20 protein-coding genes, 1 pseudogene and 1 riboswitch are annotated in these 20,208 nt (G+C 39.5%); of the genes and pseudogenes, 8 read left to right on the top strand and 13 right to left on the bottom strand.

Going from position 1 to position 20,208, the window contains the following annotated elements; all coding sequences use genetic code 11:
* Positions 1–6: 6 nt before the first annotated feature.
* Both G8782_RS12485 and G8782_RS12480 read right to left on the bottom strand, forming a co-directional pair.
* Positions 7–705: an ABC transporter permease gene (locus G8782_RS12485; RefSeq protein WP_343035060.1), complete on the bottom strand. Its 699-nt coding sequence runs from the start codon at positions 703–705 to the stop codon at positions 7–9.
* Between the two features lie 27 nt (positions 706–732).
* Positions 733–1,854: a betaine/proline/choline family ABC transporter ATP-binding protein gene (locus G8782_RS12480; protein WP_172371645.1), complete on the bottom strand. Its 1,122-nt coding sequence runs from the start codon at positions 1,852–1,854 to the stop codon at positions 733–735.
* A 739-nt stretch (positions 1,855–2,593) separates the two neighbouring features.
* Here G8782_RS12480 and G8782_RS12475 point away from each other — a divergent pair.
* Positions 2,594–3,184: a flavin prenyltransferase UbiX gene (locus G8782_RS12475; RefSeq protein ID WP_172371643.1), complete on the top strand. Its 591-nt coding sequence runs from the start codon at positions 2,594–2,596 to the stop codon at positions 3,182–3,184.
* A gap of 3 nt (positions 3,185–3,187) precedes the next feature.
* Complete coding sequence (locus tag G8782_RS12470; RefSeq protein ID WP_172371641.1) at positions 3,188–3,496, top strand: hypothetical protein; 309 nt, start codon at positions 3,188–3,190, stop codon at positions 3,494–3,496.
* Between the two features lie 382 nt (positions 3,497–3,878).
* Here G8782_RS12470 and G8782_RS12465 read toward each other — a convergent pair whose 3' ends face one another.
* Positions 3,879–4,130: a hypothetical protein gene (locus G8782_RS12465; protein WP_172371639.1), complete on the bottom strand. Its 252-nt coding sequence runs from the start codon at positions 4,128–4,130 to the stop codon at positions 3,879–3,881.
* Between the two features lie 474 nt (positions 4,131–4,604).
* On the opposite strand from G8782_RS12465, the gene G8782_RS12460 reads away from it, so the two are divergent.
* On the top strand, positions 4,605–5,114 hold the full coding sequence (locus tag G8782_RS12460) for a sigma-70 family RNA polymerase sigma factor (protein WP_172371637.1): 510 nt from the start codon (positions 4,605–4,607) through the stop codon (positions 5,112–5,114).
* Between the two features lie 127 nt (positions 5,115–5,241).
* Here G8782_RS12460 and G8782_RS12455 read toward each other — a convergent pair whose 3' ends face one another.
* The gene (locus G8782_RS12455; protein WP_172371635.1) at positions 5,242–6,180 is read right to left on the bottom strand and encodes a 3-hydroxyacyl-CoA dehydrogenase NAD-binding domain-containing protein; all 939 of its coding nucleotides are present in this window, start codon (positions 6,178–6,180) and stop codon (positions 5,242–5,244) included.
* Between the two features lie 313 nt (positions 6,181–6,493).
* A riboswitch (TPP riboswitch) is annotated at positions 6,494–6,602 on the top strand.
* Positions 6,603–6,679: 77 nt separating this feature from the next.
* Between G8782_RS12455 and G8782_RS12450 the strand changes: the two genes are divergently transcribed.
* The 5 genes from G8782_RS12450 (at position 6,680) to G8782_RS12430 (ending at position 10,705) form a co-directional block, all read left to right on the top strand.
* A complete protein-coding gene (locus G8782_RS12450) occupies positions 6,680–7,285 on the top strand; it encodes a thiamine phosphate synthase (protein ID WP_172371633.1) in 606 nt (201 codons plus the stop codon).
* A complete protein-coding gene (thiS, locus tag G8782_RS12445) occupies positions 7,282–7,488 on the top strand; it encodes a sulfur carrier protein ThiS (protein ID WP_172371631.1) in 207 nt (68 codons plus the stop codon). Before G8782_RS12450 ends, thiS begins: the two co-directional genes overlap by 4 nt.
* The gene (locus tag G8782_RS12440; protein ID WP_172371629.1) at positions 7,485–8,258 is read left to right on the top strand and encodes a thiazole synthase; all 774 of its coding nucleotides are present in this window, start codon (positions 7,485–7,487) and stop codon (positions 8,256–8,258) included. The genes thiS and G8782_RS12440 overlap by 4 nt, the downstream gene beginning before the upstream one ends.
* A complete protein-coding gene (locus G8782_RS12435; RefSeq protein WP_172371627.1) occupies positions 8,255–9,274 on the top strand; it encodes a ThiF family adenylyltransferase in 1,020 nt (339 codons plus the stop codon). The genes G8782_RS12440 and G8782_RS12435 overlap by 4 nt, the downstream gene beginning before the upstream one ends.
* Before the next feature lie 567 nt (positions 9,275–9,841).
* A complete protein-coding gene (locus G8782_RS12430) occupies positions 9,842–10,705 on the top strand; it encodes a M20/M25/M40 family metallo-hydrolase (RefSeq protein ID WP_216667863.1) in 864 nt (287 codons plus the stop codon).
* 282 nt (positions 10,706–10,987) lie between these two features.
* On the opposite strand, the gene G8782_RS12425 is transcribed toward G8782_RS12430, so the two are convergent.
* The 9 genes and pseudogenes from G8782_RS12425 to G8782_RS12390 all read right to left on the bottom strand — a co-directional run bounded on the left by G8782_RS12425 (position 10,988) and on the right by G8782_RS12390 (position 20,201).
* Positions 10,988–11,137, bottom strand: coding sequence for a hypothetical protein (locus tag G8782_RS12425; protein WP_172371625.1), 150 nt, complete (start codon positions 11,135–11,137; stop codon positions 10,988–10,990).
* Between the two features lie 196 nt (positions 11,138–11,333).
* A pseudogene (locus tag G8782_RS12420) lies at positions 11,334–12,581 on the bottom strand (mechanosensitive ion channel family protein).
* A gap of 365 nt (positions 12,582–12,946) precedes the next feature.
* A complete protein-coding gene (locus G8782_RS12415) occupies positions 12,947–13,231 on the bottom strand; it encodes a hypothetical protein (protein WP_172371623.1) in 285 nt (94 codons plus the stop codon).
* 177 nt (positions 13,232–13,408) lie between these two features.
* Entirely contained in the window at positions 13,409–14,671 is a 1,263-nt protein-coding gene (ulaA, locus tag G8782_RS12410; RefSeq protein ID WP_172371621.1) for a PTS ascorbate transporter subunit IIC, read from the bottom strand.
* A 1-nt stretch (position 14,672) separates the two neighbouring features.
* Entirely contained in the window at positions 14,673–14,948 is a 276-nt protein-coding gene (locus tag G8782_RS12405) for a PTS sugar transporter subunit IIB (RefSeq protein WP_172371619.1), read from the bottom strand.
* 61 nt (positions 14,949–15,009) lie between these two features.
* Positions 15,010–17,058, bottom strand: coding sequence for a BglG family transcription antiterminator (locus G8782_RS12400; protein ID WP_172371617.1), 2,049 nt, complete (start codon positions 17,056–17,058; stop codon positions 15,010–15,012).
* 241 nt (positions 17,059–17,299) lie between these two features.
* Complete coding sequence (locus G8782_RS18525) at positions 17,300–17,548, bottom strand: group II intron maturase-specific domain-containing protein (RefSeq protein ID WP_246231672.1); 249 nt, start codon at positions 17,546–17,548, stop codon at positions 17,300–17,302.
* Positions 17,478–18,359: a group II intron reverse transcriptase/maturase gene (gene ltrA / locus G8782_RS12395; protein ID WP_246231658.1), complete on the bottom strand. Its 882-nt coding sequence runs from the start codon at positions 18,357–18,359 to the stop codon at positions 17,478–17,480. Before ltrA ends, G8782_RS18525 begins: the two co-directional genes overlap by 71 nt.
* A gap of 729 nt (positions 18,360–19,088) precedes the next feature.
* On the bottom strand, positions 19,089–20,201 hold the full coding sequence (locus tag G8782_RS12390) for a DegT/DnrJ/EryC1/StrS family aminotransferase (RefSeq protein WP_172371789.1): 1,113 nt from the start codon (positions 20,199–20,201) through the stop codon (positions 19,089–19,091).
* Between the last annotated feature and the right edge of the window lie 7 nt (positions 20,202–20,208).

Below are 20,208 nucleotides of genomic sequence, written 5' to 3'. Positions count from 1 at the left end.
TCCCCTTTATTTTTTTATTGCGACTTCTCTCCTTATAACTTCTAATTTCTTTTGAAGTATTGGAGTTTTCCTCTTTTTATTATTTGGTGAAACCCAAATCTCAATTCTTTTCAAACTGAAGTCTGCAATAAGCGCAAATGCGGCAGCGGGTATTGCTCCGGCTAATATTAATTCATTGCGCATTAATGAAACTCCCCTAAATATAATCTCCCCCAAACCACCAGCCCCTATAAATGCGGCAATCGTTGCTACCCCGATTGTCATTACTGTTGCCGTCCTAATGCCTGCCATAATAACCGGTAAAGCAAGTGGTAACTCAATCATCGTTAAAATTTGTCGGTCGGTCATCCCCATTCCTTTACCCGCACTAACTAGATGTTCGTCAACCTCATTGATACCCGTGTAAACATTTCGAAGAACCGGTAATAATCCAAACATAACTAGTGCAATAATTGTTGGTCTAAGACCAATTCCCACCACAGGTAGTAAAAAACCAAATAAAGCTATGCTAGGAATCGTTTGAAAAACACCAGTAATACCTATTATTGAATCTGCCAACTTAGCATTTTTCGTTAGATAAATACCTAAGGGTACTGCGATAATAAGCACAATAGACATAGTGACCACTGTCATAAATATATGTTGTAATAACCCAGTGATAAGCAAATCTGATCTTTTTGTGATAACTTCCCAAAATGCATGCACTTTAATTCCTCCCCTCACCTATATTTCTTATTGTTTTGCAAAGTATTTTAAAATACTTTTCTTTGTGATAACTCCAACAACCTCATGATTTTTGATTACTAAGAACTCTTCAATATTGGAGTAAATCAATTTACTTATTACACTCTCGCATCCCTCAACGCAATTGATTGTAATGACATCCTCATCAATCAATTCTTTTAACTTTTTTCCCCCATCCATTTTATTATTCTCTAAACTCTTTCTCGTAACTATGCCAAGTAACTCTTTATCAAAACCTATGATGGCTAAACAATCCGTATTAATTTCATCAATAAGCGCTAATCCTTCAGTAACGCTGTACTCAGAAAATTCACCAACAGCATGTGAATCCATTACATCGGATGCTGTAAGTTTTTTCTCAGGTTTTCCAATTTCATTATGCATTTTCAATCGTTTTTCACCAATAAAATCTTCTACAAAACTATTTGCAGGATGTTTTATAATGTTTTCAGGTGAATCAAATTGGACAATACATCCATTTTGTATAACAGCAACTTTATCCGCTATCTTTAAAGCTTCATCCATATCATGTGTAACAAAAACAATTGTTTTATTAATTTCTTTCTGCAATCGCACAAGTTCATCTTGTAATTGCTCTCTACTAATAGGATCTAATGCGCTAAATGGCTCGTCCATTAAAATTATTGGCGGTTCTGCGGCAAGTGCACGTATTACACCGACCCTTTGTTGCTGCCCCCCGCTCAATTCCGATGGGTATCGGTCTCTATACTGGTTGGGATCTAAACCAACCATGTCCAGTAACTCATCGACCCTGTTGATATATTCTTTTTCTTTCCAACCTTTCAACTTGGGTACAAGTCCTATATTCTTCCCGATAGTAATATGGGGTAATAATCCAATTTGTTGAATCACATAACCAATCTCTCTTCTCAACTCTACTGGATCTTTTCGTGCAATATCTTCACCATCTATTAATATTTTTCCCGAAGTAGGTTCAATTAATCTATTTATCATCCTTAAGCCAGTTGTCTTTCCACAACCACTTGGTCCTATTAGTGCAACTAGTTCCCCTTTCCCAATTTGAAAACTAAAATCTTTTACAGCAGTAAAGTCGTTATAAACCTTACGTACCCCTTCAAATTTAATCATTGTTTTCTCCCCTTTAAGTAAAAGTTAAGTCAGGTTTTGTTCAAAAGAAAATAATCACGGTTTGTTATCTGAAAATATTGTAATTAAAAACATATTATTATTAGCCTTAATTTAGTGAAAAACCCAATTTGTATTCGCTTTTTCAAAAATTAAATCCAGTTCTTCCAACATATTTTCTATTTTATTAATGACTCTAACCTTTATTTTGTGACAACTCCCGAAAGCGCTTTCTCTACCGTGAAGATTAATTACTAAATAATTAAAACATGGAAATTATATTAGTAGGTCATTATCTATCAATAAACTTCCACACAGTCAAAAAAATAAAAAAATTGGTACTACAATCCATTAAAATCAACACTACACATTTTCCCACAAACCGGGACACTATGTTCAAGAAGTGAGAATTTATATTTATAACTTACACCACACTGATTAGTTTGTCAATTCTAAATTTTAAATTTACACATCTTTTTATGCTTCTATTTCACATAGAGATTCATTGACATAGACATTTAATTTTTAGTTTTTTCTAAGAGTGATAACTGTATTTTCTCTATTTCATTATTTAGTTAAAGTTAATAATTAAATTACTTCCACATCTGTTTCTATTTCATTTTAGAAATATTATTCGATTAACTTTTTAAAATATAATTGACTAAAAAATAAAAGAAGACTATATTGAGAATTATAGTTTAAAATTTCAGAAACCTATTATGTTATAAGGGAATGAGGAAAAATGAGAATAATTGTCGGAATAACTGGTGCCACTGGAGCAATCTTTGGAATTCGTTTACTTGAAGTGCTCCGTGATTTTAATGTAGAAACCCACCTAATACTATCTAAATGGGCAAAGGTTACTATACCACTAGAAACCGATTACACAGTAAAAGATGTTGAGGATCTAGCTTCAGTCGTTCACGGATCTATGAACCAAGCAGCATCAATTTCAAGTGGATCTTTTCAGGTTGATGGGATGGTAATTGCTCCATGTAGCATGAAATCACTTGCATCTATACGGATGGGCATGTCTGATGGACTTGTAGGAAGAGCCGCCGACGTAATTTTAAAAGAAAGGCGAAAGCTTGTTTTATTACCAAGAGAGACACCTCTAAACGATATTCATTTGGAAAATATGCTCGCGCTTTCAAGAATGGGAGCTGTAATTTTGCCTCCGGTGCCCGCTTTCTATAACCATCCCGTTACACTTGATGATATGGTGAATCATATTGTAGCCAGGACATTGGACCAATTTAATATCGATAATACGTTGACAACAAGGTGGGACGACGATGGAATTCATAGGCGCAGATTTGTAAAGGAGGTATAAAAATTGCTCAAAGTTTTCATAGAATATAATATTAAATCGCCTGAGCGCAAACTCTTTTTGTCTTTGCTTCCTCAAATAAAGATTCTTCATGAGAAGAAATGGGATGTACTTAAATACCAAGTATACGAAGGAACCGACCAACCCAATCTTTTCGTAGAAGAATTTCTTATCCGTAACATTCAAGAATTCAAGGATATCGAGAGATTTCGTAGAACTAGTCAAGATCAAGTTTGGAAAAGTTTTGAAAGGTGCCTTTTGGAAAATAGAGAAAAAGTTAATATTTGGTCATTCAAAACCATTGAATTAGTATAAGTCAATATATAATAATCTGTTTAACTATTTTTGAAGTCAGAATCTCTCGATTTACTTATACAGCCGTAAATTCTGTTCAAGTAAACATTATTATTCATAAAATAAAATCTATTAGATCGTGCAAACCAAGATGAAATATGATTTTCCTTCCCTCCTGTATATTCAAGAAAGAGAGACCACCAAATCTATAAATGATTTGGTGGTCTATTCACATTCTTTCTCAGTATTATTTATTTCTTCGAATATTCATTTCACAATATTTTACATTCCTCCTATTTCATAGATTATAATTCGTCATTGCTTACAGCACTCTTCCGAATAACGCATATTTAAGTAAATCAGTTTGGTATAGGTGACAATATGTAAATTAAACATAAAAAATTTATTTCCTCTTCCTCTTCGCCGGGTCCATATACGCATAAAAATAGAGTTTATCCGGAAGATTGAAAGCCTCTTGGGCTATGCTCATATTCGTATATGTTACTCCCTCTTTTATTTCAAACCCTATGTACTTCGAATCAACTACTGTGACTGGCCCATCTTTACGCTTCGCAAGGTTGTTCGCAAGCCACCTTGTATGTTGATTTTCATTCAATACAATATGCATTATCCAATCATCAACTTTTTCATCCATCTTAAAATCCATCTCCCTTCTATAGTCTCATATACGTATCAATATTATAGTTCAATCATACCACTAATCTACATAAAATTGTAATAGAAAATTTAATATTTTAAATAAAAGAACTCAATATTTGAATTTGATCATTTCTAGTTTTATAGAAATCCACCATCTCTGAACTTCCCAAAAGACTTTAAAAGTTGATGTTTTCCCTATAAAAATTAACATTTGATAATTTGACAAAACAATACGTTTGTGATCCCTTCACAAACATCGTACCTATGCTATTTACAACCCTCTCCATTAGCCTAAAACCAATTTTACAGTGCCAACAAACGTGATTAAACCGGGCTTTTGAAACACTAGCAAAGTTCACGTTTTACCGGGTGTTCGTGAATTTAACCGATTCGACTCGTTTCCGCGAGTATCATACGATTAGCTCACCCGGGAATAAAAAGAATCGTGCACGGTCGAAAGGGCCGTATATTGGAAAAGTTTGAAGAGGTGCTTACGCAATATGAACCGATGATTTCTGCTTCTATGAGACAACTCAATATTTATCGTGATCATGAAAGTTTTCGACAGGCTGGGCGCGTTGCATTGTGGCAGGCTTGGACGCGTTATGAGGAAGGGAGAGGTCATTTTGCGCCGTTTGCTTCGATGAGTATTCGTGGAGCTATGCTAGATTTGTTAAAGAAAGAAGTTCGATTCGAGGAAAATGTTATGCAAACCGAGGAGGATGTGCTGGAGTTTTTGAACGACATTGAAAGTCCAGAGACCGATCAATGGTCGGATCGGCTTTGCCAAGCATTCAAAGTATTGAATGATGCTGAACGAGAATTTATCCATTGGTATTTCGTTGAGGGGCTATCGCAGGCTGAGTGCGCTGAAAAAGCTGGCGTTTCCGTTGCTGGCATTAAAAAGAGGCGGCAACGAATGCTTGTGAAATTGAGAGAAGCATTACAATATACTACCGAGGAAATTTCTTCTATGTAAGGAGCTTTAGGTATTTTAATAGTAGCTGTTCGTGGTTATAAAAGAATCAAAGGGAAGCCGACAAAATGCGATATTCGGCTTCCCCTTTTACTGTATGCAATTGTTGCGCATTTTCGTGCGCAGGTACCTAAAACTCTATCCCCATATCCTGTTTCAAGTAGCGAATGAGTTCCTTTTCTCTGGCATTATTCACCTCTTCAGAGAACGATGCATCCCACTTATAATAGCCTTCACCCGTTTTATTTCCGAGCTTGTTTTCATTCACAAGCTCACTCATACTAGGAGTCGCTTCTTGAGTGGTCGATAAATGACTATATAAGTAATTCGATATATCCTTGTACACATCTAACCCGCCCATATCAGCGGATAAAATCGGGCCAGTTACAGGCAATCTACGTCCTATACTGTATACAACAGCCGCATCAATATCTTCTTTAGACGCGATGCCTTCCTCCAAAATATGTTGCGCCTCCCGCAGAAGCGCGAACTGCAGACGGTTTCCGACAAATCCAGGTGCTTCTTTTTTTACTTCAATTGGTTTTTTGTTCATCTTTATCATCAATTCCAACGATCTCTTTATTGTTAGATCACTTGTTTTGTTACCACGGACAACCTCAACTAATGGAATAAGATGTGCCGGATGCCAGAAATGTGTAATCACTGTTCGCTCTGGATGATTCGTCCCGGAAGCAATTTCCGTCGGGCTCAGTGCGGAAGTATTACTCGCTAAAATAACATCCACACTGCATAAACTATCTAATTGCTTGAATATTGTTTTCTTCAATTCAATATTCTCCGGAACGGCTTCAATTATAAAAGTGGACCCCTCTGCTAGCTCTTCAATCGATGTCGTCGTTTCAATTCTATCTTTAATCAACTGCGCTGCCACTTCATCAATTAACCCGTTTTGCATGAGCACTTGTAATTTAACCTGGATATTTTCTAGTCCTCTATCTATATCTGCATGATCTATCCCTTGCATCTTCACGTCATATCCTGCCCAGGCTGCACTAAGTGCAATAGAGTGCCCCATAGTTCCACAGCCAATTACCGCTATCTTCTCCACATCTTTCCCCCCATTAATTCAAACCGACTTCTATTTTCGCACTAGCCCCACAGTTATTTAGTAAAGCGCTTACAATATGTATTTCAAGCTTCTTCTGTTCATCTATACTTCCACCTTGCTCAATAACTCTATCGTTAATCGTAACTCTATCCAATAAGCACAATTGTGTCAAGATTCGTTTTTCAATTATAGGACTAAATTAACAATTTTGTGTTACCCGTGCCATAGGGGTACCTAACGCCTATTCGACTAGCGTCCCCTTTCATTCGTCAACTTATCATGCTATGCTAACTATGAAACAACTTCATACTAATTTGACCATTAGGGGAATCCTTTTAAAGGACTGAGAGACGAGTTTAACTCCGATACCCTTATTACCTGAACAGGTTTGTACCTGCGGAGGGATGTGGCGCGTCTTCTTGCGAGTGCATAAATTTGCCTATGACAGACCACTTTCCTACCGGGAGAGTGGTCTTTTTGTGTTCAAAGGAGGAAAGATGTGAAACTGATTGCCGTAACAGACGATCGAATGTCGATTCACAAATTGGCGGAGACGCTTTTAGCGATTGAACCGTATATCGACGCGGTTATCTTGCGCGAGAAATCAAAAACCGATCGCGAAGTGTTTGAATTAATTCAAAAGCTAGAGCTGGAAGGTTTTGATCAAACAAAAATAATCGTGCACGGGCGTGCGGATCTTGCTTCTCTCACAAACATTCATAAAGTGCAACTGCCCGGCCATGGATTGCCGTTGCCACTTTTAAAGGACCGCTTCCCTGCGCTATCATTTGGAAGATCGATCCATTCATACGAAGAAGCTAAAACGGCTATGAGTGAAGGTGCAGACTGGGTTTTGTACGGTCATTTATATGAAACTGGCTCGAAAGCAAGCTTGCCGCCACGCGGAACAGATGAACTAAACAAAATTATTTCAGTACTCGCAATTCCTGTTTATGCGATCGGGGGAATCAAACCGAGCCATATTGAAGAGTTAGGTGTGGCGGGTGTTGCCGTCATGTCGTCGATTTTCGGTAGCGACAACGCAATCACAGCTGCGAAATCCTATTATGATGCAATTAATGCTAAAAGGGGGAATTTATTATGACGATTACAATTGATTTGAATGGCAATTCGCATGAAATACCGTCGGATGTCGGAAACGTTCAACAGTTACTTGAAAACCTTAATCTCGCAGACCGAATTCTCATCGTCGAATTAAATAAAGAGATTGTTCCAAAAGATGCTTATGACACGCCAATCAAAGACCGTGATCAAATCGAAATTATTCATTTTGTTGGAGGAGGATGACCATGCTGAAAATTGCAGATAAGACATTTTCATCACGATTATTATTAGGGACTGGAAAATACCCATCATTTGAAACGCAGAAAGAAGCAGTTCGTGTATCAGAGTCGGAAATTTTGACGTTTGCGGTGAGACGGATGAACATATTCGAGCCGTCGCAACCAAATTTCCTTGAACAACTCGACTTGTCGAAATATACATTATTGCCAAATACGGCGGGCGCGAAAACAGCGGAAGAAGCTGTGCGCATCGCGAAACTCGCGAAGGCTTCCGGACTATGCGACATGGTGAAAGTCGAAATTATCGGATGCGATCACTCGTTATTGCCAGATCCCGTCGAGACATTGCGCGCGACCGAAATGCTTCTTGAGGAAGGATTCATCGTGCTGCCGTATACGTCGGATGATGTCGTTCTTGCCCGCCGATTATGCGAGATGGGTGTTCACGCAATCATGCCCGGTGCATCCCCGATCGGATCAGGACGAGGCATTTTGAACCCGCTAAACTTGTCTTTCATTATTGAACAATCGAATGTGCCTGTCATTATCGATGCCGGTATCGGCTCCCCGAAAGACGCGGCATATGCGATGGAACTTGGCGCGGATGCCGTGTTATTGAATACAGCCGTATCGGAAGCGAAGGATCCCGTGAAAATGGCGATCGCTATGAAGCTGGCAATTGAAGCGGGACGCCTCGGGTATGAAGCCGGGCGTATGCCTGAACGGGATTATGCGGTTGCGAGCAGTCCGATGGAAGGGTTGCTACCAAATTGAACGAACGATATTCACGCCAAGAACTATTCACGCCAATTGGTGAAGGAGGACAGGCGTTGATTCGCGAAGCAAGTGTGTTCATCCTTGGGGCTGGCGCACTTGGTTCCGCTGCCGGCGAGATGCTCGTCCGTGCCGGTGTCGGACGTATCACAATCGTCGACCGCGATATTATCGACTGGACCAATTTACACCGCCAACAACTTTACACCGAACAAGACGTCATCGATCAGTTGCCGAAAGCCGTGGCGGCTGAAAAACGATTGACTGCCATTAATAGCGATGTTGATGTAACTGGGATTGTCGTTGACGTGACGCCCAATAATGTACTGGATTTGATTCGGGGGCATGATTTTATCGTGGACGGAACGGATAATATCGAAATCCGGCTCCTTGCCAACGACGCAGCGTTAAAGCTCGGGGGCCTCCCCTTTTTCATGGGAGCTTGCGTCGGCAGTTACGGGCTGACCTTCCCGATCGGCATTAAAGAAGGACAACCTTGCCTTCACTGTTTGCTCGAAATATTACCCGCACAGACGATGACGTGTGACACGGTCGGCGTCATCAGCCCGATCGTTGTAACAACAGCCGCACGCCAAGTCGCGGACGTGCTAAAATATATAACCGGTGCTGAATTCACACCGAAACTCGAGTCTACAGACTTGTGGACGGGCGAAAGGGCGTCGATCGATGTCAGCAAGTTGAAGAAGAATAGTTGTCCGAGCTGTTCCGCGAATCCCACTTATCCATTTCTTTCAGCCAGGGAATCGATGCGGACAGCAGTACTTTGCGGACGCGACACTGTCCAACTATCATGGCCAGAAAATCGTAAGTTCGAACTCGATTCTTTCGCTGAATCCATACGTGGAACTGTGTCAAAACTCGTACATAACCCACATCTGCTCGCTTGTGAATACGGCGGACATCGACTCGTCCTATTCCGCGACGGGCGCATGCTCGTACACGGAACGAAGGATATTGTGGCAGCGAAGAAAATTGCTGCGGGTTTGTTGGGATAAATTAATTAAAACGCTTTTTGTCAATACAAGAAGAATCCTCATTCATCACGGATTCTTCTTTTTATTCATTTTTTCAACCAAACTTCGGTTTCATAGATCAATATGTAAATACAACATCATTCACTAAATTTTATTTCCGCTTCTTTTTTCTCTTGGTTTCCCGATTTTTCAGATCCATATACGCATAAAAATAAAGCTTATCTAGAAGATCAAAAGCCTCCCGGGCTATGTCCATATTTGTGTAGGTTACTCCCTCTCGCAGTCCGGAGTTATGTAGTAGATATCCCCTTATTATTTTATGCAATTGTAGTTTATTGTCCGAATAGCGTCTTGCGTAGCGTTTAATGTAAAATTCGTCCCTTTCTTTCCTTCGAATAGTCGTCCCATTGTCTGCATACGCTTGTACAAGCACCACAAAAAGATTAAGGGGGAATTATTATCATTAGAAAAATTAAATTAAATTTATTCATCTTTGCTCTTCTCATCGCGTTTATTTTTTCTCAAACAAGTTCTGTTTCTGCTACCGATAATACAAATACTTCGTACGGGGACATCTCATGGGGTCACATGTATCACTTGTCTCAAAATTTGGGACAAAGAGTCGCTGGGACAACTGGAGAAATAGAGGCTAGAAATTATATTGTTCAATCATTTGAAAGGCTTGGATATCAACCCGAGGTTCAACCGTTTACTTACCAAAGAGGAAATGTAGTATACGACTCAGCCAACGTTGCGGTCGTCAAAGAAGGTAAGTTTAAAAAAGAGCTCATCATTGGCGCGCACTATGACGCGGTTCGTGGGGTTCAAGGGGTTGACGATAACGCAACTGGTATCGGAGTAATACTGGAAGTAGCGGAAAGGATAAAAGATTTAAACACACCATATACAATCCGCTTTATTGCATTTGGTGCTGAAGAAGTTGGTTTAAAGGGTTCTTCAGCGTATGCGAAAAAAATGAAAAACAAAGACATTAATAATACAGTCGCCATGATTAACTTGGATAGCCTGGCAGTTGGGGATTTCAAATACGTGTATGGTAGTAGCGGAAAAGACGGTTGGTTACGAGAATTTGCCTTAGATATTGCAGAAGAGTTATCCATCGACCTTCAAACGAATCCTGGGTTAAATCCTGAATATCCTAAAGGCACGACCGGAGATTGGAGTGACCATGCGCCATTTAACGCCATAGGCATCCCTTATGCTTATTTCGAAGCAACAAATTGGGAAATCGGCGACTTGGATGGTTACACACAAACTGTCAAACACGGCGCCATCTGGCATAACCCTGGAAAAGATAACTTAGCATTTATCGAAAGAGATTTTCCAGGTAGAACAAAAGAACACTTACGTTCATTTTCACACATTTTAACCGAACTTACACTGACTTTAAAGCAAAATACAAGAGCACAATATATGTCTCAATTAAAATAATCGCACTATACACAAAACCTTTCAAGCTTCGATTAGGCTTGAAAGGTTTATATATGAGATAAATACAGCCAATATGACTATAGCAGTGGAAGATGACTGCTGTAGTGGAGAAACACAATAAAGGCCCCTATTCTAGCTAAGGAAACACAAACTAAACAGTTTCCTACACTTTTAAAAAGGAGCTCCACCATAATCTGCATAAACCAACTCTTATCTATTACCCAACAACATTTCACCTTGTCAACTCGCTACCAAACACTACCGCCGCTTCCGCGAATCATCCTAACGCGTGCTAGGGGCGAGCATTACTTGCCTATTTCTACTTTGTAACTTACCATTGGCGCGCGGATCCTGTGCATAAATTTCTTTTAAATCCGACGGACTAGCTTTGGCCTTTACTTTACGTATTTCATCTTCATAAAATATTGACATGTCCAAACCTCCTATACCCATATGTGAGAAAGGAATCATGAAAGCAGCATTGCACAATGTTCTAACACAAACTCCCCTTCTCAATAGGATACGTTGTCCCATAAGAGGGACAAGAGATAAGTGCACATTTTTATTAAATAATTCGAAAAAGCTGTTGATTCATCGACAGCTTTTCTTGGCGCGATGCAATTATGCGTCAGATTCCTTCTTGATTCATCCGCAATGATTTTAAATCACTTCCAGATGGATTCTGGAATAATTGGATTCCAAACTCTGGTGCTACGGCAAAAAGATGATCAAAGATATCAGCTTGAATCGTTTCGTATACTGTCCATTTTACATCATTTGTAAATGCATAAATTTCGATTGGCAGCCCCGTTTCGCTAGGTGCTAACTGCCTCACCATTAGGGTGTCATTTCTCTATTGATCCCCGGATGATTTTGGATATAATTGTTGATATATGTTCTAAAGACGCCGATATTTGTAAGAGCTCTTCCATTCACTGGATTGGACGGGTTAATTTTATTCCTAGTATTATATTCAGCAATTTCACGTTCCCTACTGATGATATAATCTGAAAGGTAGTGGATATCTTTAAAGTTAGTAATCATCTCCTCGGTACAAAAAGAAATACTCGTTGTATCAACAAATACTGACCGCTTTATCCTTCGACCCCCGGATTTTTGCATCCCTCTCCAGTTTATAAAGGAATCGGATATCAGGGCGTAACTTGGAATCGACGTAATTGTCTTATCAAAATTTTGGACTGTTACTGTATTCAACGAGATATCTAAAACGTCCCCAGATGCCCCGTATTTAGGCATTTCAATCCAGTCTCCCACTCGAACCATATCCATTAGAAGTCAACTGAATCCCTGCAACGAGGCCGAGTAAGGAATCTTTAAATACCAACATCAGTACAGCTGAAAGGGCACCAATACCACTTAGAAGCAAAAGTGGACTCTTACCCATCAGGTTCGCAATAACCAATATAATCCCAAGCGTTACGACAATAATCTTAACCACTTGAATATATCCCTTAACTGGCTTGACCTTGGATATTTCATAGGTTTGATATATATCATTACCCGCATTTAGAAGGCTGTTGATAATGATTAACCCCATAATAATTAAATAGGCCATCGCGCCCCTTTCTATCAAAAATTGATATTTCGGGAAGGCAAAAGCAAAGTAAAAAATAATAAAGGCAGGAACAATATGAGATAGCTTATGAAAAACTTCCCTATCCAAAAGCATATTATCCCACTGAAATTTTGTTTTTCTCACAACTTTAGTGATGATCCGGATGACTACCTTCTTCGTGATTAGATTTGCTAAAACACAAATGATTGCAATGAAAAGAAGCATAATTATAATGGAAAGGTATTCAACTAAGGTTGGATCCAATTCAAATTTTAGAAGCTGCCTACGAATGAAATCCATCTAGTTTTCCTCCATTGATGGTTTTGCAATATGAAACACATTGCATTGAGATAATCTTATTGTATCAGAACAAATTAACCTTCACCTTCAATAAGATAGCTGTGCAAGGTGCAGTTATGACAATTCACGATTTCGGATAAAAAAACTAAGGGGATATCGACAAAGCGTTATATAGTCGATATCCCCTTTCTCATTTTATGCAATTGTAGTTAATTAAATGAATAGTCCCTTGCACAGTGGTCGAAATCATGTACCGCAATCACGAAAGTTATAAAAAAGGAGCCGCCCACGTAAATAGCCTGACTCCTCTTCTAAACTATGAAATTGCTTACAATCCAATGAAAAACTTTCATTTATTTTCCCAATTAAACAGTTGAAGTGCTTTTCTCCTTAATTACAGGTTCAACTATAGCTACCTCTGATTCCACTGGTACATCTTCTTTGTCCCAAACCCATGGCTTTTTCTTTAATGCACGATCTGCAAAAGGTATATAGATTGAAACGATTGCGAATGCACCTAAAAGCACAACATACCACATGTATGGAATGATTTCGAGTGGAGATACGATGCCGCCTGCAATTCCGATGAGTAAGAGTATTTGGTTCCCATAAGGAAGGAGTCCTTCGGCAACACTACTGAAAATGTCCATAATTGCAGCAGTTCGTCTTGGGTCAACTTTGTATTCTTCGGTAATTTCCGCAATATTTACACGATGCCTGAATTCTTGTGACTCTAATTTTCCTCTTCTGCAAGAAAGAAAAAAGGCGACATTTCATTCAAAATCGAACGAATTGTCGTCTTTTAATATTTATACGAACTTACTTTGTTAACTAAAGAAACTGATTATATAACCAATAAGAATACCTATAACACCAAAATCAGAATCACCAAAAGTAGTTCCTTCGAATCCTAGTGAACCTAGAACCGGCAACAACATGGCTGGAAGGAAACTGATTAACACCCCTTGGGCAAAAGCACCAATTATTGCCCCTCTTCGTCCCCCAACAGCATTACCGAATACTCCAGCTGCAGCTCCACAGAAAAAGTGTGGAACAAGTCCAGGTACGATAACTGCTAATCCCGCAAGCGGAAGTAAAAACATACTTACTAATCCGGCCGCAAAGCTCGCTAAAAATCCAATAATCACTGCGTTTGGAGCAAAAGGGAATACAATTGGAACGTCTAATGCAGGTTTTGCATTTGGAACAACTTTATCCGCAATCCCCTTAAATGCGGGAACAATTTCAGCAATTAACATACGAACACCTGCAAGGATGATGAAAACACCCGCAGCGAACGTAATTGCTTGTAGTAACGAAAACACCAAGAAGTTTGCGCCATCGCTTAGGTTTTCTTCAATATATGTAGGACCAACAACTAAAGAAACCACTAAGAACATTATAGCCATTGTTAATGCCAACGCTACTGAAGAATCACGTAAGAACCCAAGTGATTTTGGTACTTTGACTTCTTCAGTTGATTTTGTTTTGTCCCCAGTCAATTTTGCAACTTTAGCAGATAGCAAATAACCAAATGAACCGAAGTGACCTACAGCAATATCATCTGAACCTGTAATTTCCCGTACCGTGGGTTGCAACATGGCAGGTAGTAGGACCATTAATGCACCTAAAATAAGTGATCCTACAATTACTAGAGTTACACTCCCCATACCTGACGTTGAAAGAACCGCGGCTAGTAAACAAGCCATAAACATTGTGTGATGTCCCGTTAAGAAGATGTATTTAAACTTCGTGTAACGCGCTATGACTATGTTAACTAGCATACCGATTAACATAATCATAGCTGTTTCAGCACCAAAAGTATTTTGTGCTAATGCCACAATCGCTTCATTATTAGGAATCACACCTTGAATATTAAATGCTTTTTCAAACATATTTCCAAAGATATCTAGTGAACCTACCAAGACTGTCGCACCTGCACCAAGTATTATGAAGCCCATTATCGTTTTTAATGTTCCAGAAACAACATCGGCAATCACTTTCTTCTGTAACAGTAAACCAACTAAAGCGAATAAACCGACCAAAATAGCCGGAGTACCTAAAATATCCCTCATAATCAAATCGAACATATTATTTCTCCCCCAAGATATGAGAAGTTAGCGCTTCTTGGATTTCATCTGCACTAACCATATTGATAATTTCAATTGTTTTTCTATTACCGTCTTGCAATTGTTCCATAATTTCAGGGGTACCGATATAATAATCAGCCACTTCCGTTTTCGCACTTGCCAAGTCCATATTTTTACATTCGGCATCAATATTCAATGCTTTTAGTGCCTTATTAACGTTCATCGACAAAATAAAACTCGTTCCCAATCCATTTCCACACACTGCTAAAATCCTCATCTTTGTTTCCCCCTATTAGTTTTAATTATTATTTACTATTGAAAACACGAAAACGATACTATTATTGTTCTGAAAACTCTACAACTAAATCTAGAATATCCTGTTTTGTCTCCGCCTTCTTTAAAAGCTTTAATTTTATAGGATCGCTCAATAGCGTAGTTAATTGAGCCAAAGCCTTGAGATGTGTTTGATTGTCTATTGCCGCTAAACAAATAAATATATCAACTTTATTAGCTTCATTATTCAATAAGTGCGTAGATTTTTGGAGTTTTAGCAAGCTCATTCCCAATTTTTTTACGCCAAATTCCGGACGCGCATGAGGAATTGCAACTTCCTCTCCGATAATAATATATGGTCCTGTTGTTTCAACATTCTCAATCATTACATCAATATATTGAGGAGTAATTGATTCATTTAACAGTAACGGTTCTGCGGCTATCTTGACTGCCTCTTTCCAATCAACGACTTGATCTCTAAACTGAATATTTTCCTCGACTAATAAATCTTTTAACACTGGTTGGTTCCTCCCCGTATTCAAGTGATCACTTTGAAATAACGCTTGTTGCAATGCCTTTTTCAACAACTCTGGCTGTTTAATTTCCGCGTACTGACGAATTATTTTCAGTAATTCATCAGAGGTTGGATTTTGATAGGGCTGTTGAAGCGTCCGCCCTTTTACCGCTTGGACAAGTTCTTTTCTCTCCAACTTACTCATTATCGGTCTTATCATAAATAATGGTTTTGTCGTTTTAAGTAGAACAGTTGAGAATACTAGATCATACTCCGCCTCATCAAGACGCTCAAAGTCATAAGATGAAAGCGATGAAGTCCACTGAAATTCCGGGAAAAGTGATTTTAATTGGTTTTCCAACATCAAACTTGAACTTATCCCATTTGGACAAACAATTATCGCCTTAAATACTTTTACTGGAATCTCACTATCCTGTTTGAGTAACCCGCCAAAATGGAGAGTAAGGAAACCAATCTCATCTTCAGGTATTTTAATATTCAACATTTCTTCGACCGGTTTGAGCACTTCCTTTACAACGATAAATAAATCTTGATGCTCTTTCTTAATTTCAGTCAGTAAGACATTTGTAATAGGTATTTTAAAGAGCATACGGTAATACGCCGGTTTGAAATGTAAATATAATGTTTCAATGGCCTTATCTCGATTGTGTAGCTGGATGATTGCATAACGCTCAAAACTCGCAATAATTTGTTCAGTAATCTCAATCAATGCATCCGTTCGAGTAGGGGTGATCTCCCCTTGACAAATACCGAGCAGTTGGATTGTTAGAAAGGCAAGTTCTTCTGGTTTGGTCGTATACCCCAAACGCTGCTGAATCAATTTAGCTATTAAAAAAGCCTCTTTCTTCTCCAAAAAACTGACCGTATCCCGATAGATTAATACTCGCTTTTGTTGTTGTTGACGAACATGGACCATCTGAAGTAAGTAGATAAATTCATCCAATCTTTCTTCAATGAATGTGATAGAGTATTGCTGTTCAAAATCCCTCAAAACTGTCTGGTAGTAGTCGTACTGATTCTCTAACTGTTGCTGATGAAATATAAACGTGAATTTTTCATGGGCGTGCGACTTAACTTTCAACATGGAAATCGCCTTGAGCATTAAATTCCGCTTATCTTCTTCCGAGCCTTTCAAATGATACCCATTCTCACGTGTATAGCGAATTTCAACCCGAAAATCAATACAAAACAGATTGACCCGCTTCACATCTGCGCTAACTGTATTTTTACTAATTCCAAATATTTGTTGAAAATGAAAATTAGAAAGAGGTTCACGTCTAATAAAGATATATAACAAAATGACAATCACACGTTCTTCCTGATCAAAAGAAAATTGATTGGCTACAAAACCTGCACCTTTTTCCTTCCAAAAATCGATAACCTCCTGTGGAATCAAAATTCGGTCAGTCGAAATTCGAATAGGCGACATCCCAGCATCAACTAAAAAGCTATTAATTTTTTCTACATCATATTGAAACTGATGTCCAGTTAAGTTCAGCTTGTCAATAAACCAAGCTTGTTGCACCGGTTGTAGTTTCATCAATTGATAGAAAGTATTCAAGCTACGACTTTCCAACATGACTAGCTCCCCCTTACAAAAACTATAACGGAAAACGCTTTCACTTCATATAACAATTGGTCACAAAAGTTGCTCCCTTTTTCCTAATGAATTGGTATGTGCACCAAAATTGAGTAGGAGGGAGTGATTAACTCCCGACCTCTCACACCAACGTACGTACCGTTCGGTATACCGCGTTCAATTAAGATTGATGACGCAGTGTTTCGTAACGTGATAGTAGACTTTTGAGCCCTTAGGAACTTCAGTAGGAGTTTCCGAGGGTTCTATGTAATACAGGACTTTTAGAAATTCTCCAGTAACTTTTACGCGAGTTACCCCATTCGTATGCCTTTTCTTCCAGCGCACCTAATCCAATGAGCTTCCTCACCTTCGTACGTGGTTTCTTCCAGTTTTTCCACATACACATTCGAAGTCTTCTTCTAATCCATGAATCGAAAGCTCTGAAAACGCTTGGCGTATCCGCAAATGCAAAATAACCGCACCACCCCATCATTGTATTGATTTAGTTTCTTAATTCGATAATCCATCGGATAGGGTTTCCCCCTAGATGTTATCTCTCGGATTTTATTCTTCATCCGTTTCATACTTTCTTTGGCAATTCGAACCTTTGGTTCTTTATGAAAGGTAAAGCTGAATCCAAGAAACTTCCTCTTCCAAGGACGGTCTACAGCGGACTTATTCAGATTAGCTTTCAACTTAAGCCTTTCTTCGATAAATGAAGTGATAGAACCCATGACTCGATTTCCTGCTTTCTTTGTTTTCACATAGATGTTGCAGTCGTCAGCGTATCGGACAAATTTATGTCCTCTTTCCTCCAATTCTTTGTCTAGTTCATCAAGGACAATATTGGAAAGTAATGGACTGAGTGGGCCACCTTGCGGCGTACCTTCCTCACTGGTTGTCACGATACCATTTATCATGATTCCCGATTTCAAATAGTTACGGATTAGCTTAAGCAGACGTTTGTCTTCGATTCGTTTTGAAAGTGTTCCCATCAACCTGTCGTGATTCACTTTGTCGAAGAATTTCTCCAAGTCTATATCGATTACCCAACGATTACCTTCCTGTATATATCCTTTCGCTTTCTTTATTGCGCCGTGGGCGCTTCGCTTTGGTCGAAAACCATAGCTATGTTCTGAAAACGTTGGTTCATACAAAGTAGTTAATACTTGGGCAACGGCTTGCTGAATGAGACGATCCGTCACGGTAGGAATACCTAATAACCGCACACCACCGTCAGGCTTCGGGATTTCGACCCTGCGGACTGGTTGCGGTTCATAGGTACCCTCAAGAAGTTCCATTTTCATGGATTCCCAGTGTTCCAAGATGTGCTTTCGTAGGTTTTGGCGGGCATTTCATCTACACCATGGCTCCCTTTATTGCGTTCCACCCGTTTCAAGGCAGAAAGCAGATTTTCACGCGACAGTATTCGTTCCATCAACATTAGTTACGCCTCTTTCCTTGAACAACACTTCTTATGCCAGCTCTGCTCCACCATCTCGAAGTCCCCGTGGGATTCACCACTTCCTCCTCCAAGTATGCCTTATCGGTTATCTGTGTTCTTTGCAGGTTACTGAATGCCAAGATGTTGTTCTCTCTTAATTGTTCAGCCCTTCCCATTCTTCTCGAGTTCGAATGGTACTATGGCTTCTGCTGACTTCTGATTGTTCAGCTACCCATCACTGAGTAGGTTACCAAGTGTACTTGGCATATCAATCAGACCTCCCCAGGTAAGAACGTAGTCTTTTCCTCCACCTATCTGCTTCATTTACTACATACAACTTTCGGCAGAAAGGGCTTTGTTTTGTAATGCAAACTCACCCAATCATACATAGCCTTATATGAAGTTCGTGTTCCTCAGACCGGAGGTTTGCCGCTCGCTTCCTTCAGATTCCATGTCATCATGGACACCCTTGCGTTAAGCTAACTGTTACTTCTGCCTTCACAGTTCGGGACTTGCACCCTATAGACTACGCCCATGCTGGGCGCACATAAATACCCCAACCGCAAATGCAGTTGGGGTATTTGTCTTATTTACTATCTAATGTTCGCTTTATTATATCAATAACTTTTTCCTGCTGTTCCAACGTCATATTCGAACCAGACGGAAGACATAGTCCTTCTGCAAACAACCGTTCACTCACAACATCATCTTCAGCATGCGGATAGAATTTACATCCTTTAAACAACGGTTGCATATGAAGCGGTTTCCATACAGGGCGAGCCTCTATATTCTCAGCTTCAAGTACATCAATTAACTCATAAGGTGTTATCTTCACTTTCTTCGGATCCAACGTCAACGCCGTCAACCAACGATTCGAATAAGTACCCTCAAGTTCTGGCATAAAATGAACACCATCAATATCACCTAACGCTTCAACATATCGATCAAACACAGCACGTCTAGCATTTACACGGTCATCTAGCACTTCAAGCTGCGCACGTCCAACACCAGCAAGGATATTACTCATCCGGTAATTATAACCGACTTTACTATGCTGATAATGTTTCGCTTGATCACGAGCTTGAGTAGCTAAAAAGCGAGCTCGCTTCAATTCATCGACATCGTCGGATATAAGCATGCCGCCGCCCGAAGTCGTTATGATTTTATTGCCGTTAAATGAATAGATGCCAAACTTCCCAAAAGTTCCGCTCTTCTTCCCTTTATAAGATGAGCCAAGTGACTCTGCTGCATCTTCAATCATAGGAACGCCATATGAATCGCAAATTGCCATAAGTTCATCCATTTTCGCACTTTGGCCATACAAATTCACAACAATAACGGCTTTCGGAAGATTTTTATAAACCTTCGCTACTTTCATTGCTCGTTCCAAAGCTTCAGGAGACATATTCCAAGTTTCTTCTTCTGAATCAATGAACACCGGCTTCGCACCCAAATACAATATCGGGTTTGCACTTGCAACAAACGTCAAACTAGAACAAAATACTACATCGCCTTGTCCAACTCCGACCAATTCTAACGCCAAATGGATAGCAGCCGTTCCAGAAGACAAAACCGCTGAACCAGCAGTCCCAGCATATGCAGTCATTTCCTCTTCAAACGCATTAACATTCGACCCAAGCGGCGCAATCCAATTCGTTTCGAATGCTTCATTTATGTATTTCTGTTCGTTTCCGCTCATGTGAGGG

This window comes from Sporosarcina jiandibaonis, from assembly GCF_013184495.1.
GTDB classification, from domain to species: Bacteria; Bacillota; Bacilli; order Bacillales_A; family Planococcaceae; genus Sporosarcina; species Sporosarcina jiandibaonis.
The sequence above is the reverse complement of the archived record's forward strand: the minus strand, read 5'-3'. Positions and strand labels throughout refer to the sequence as shown.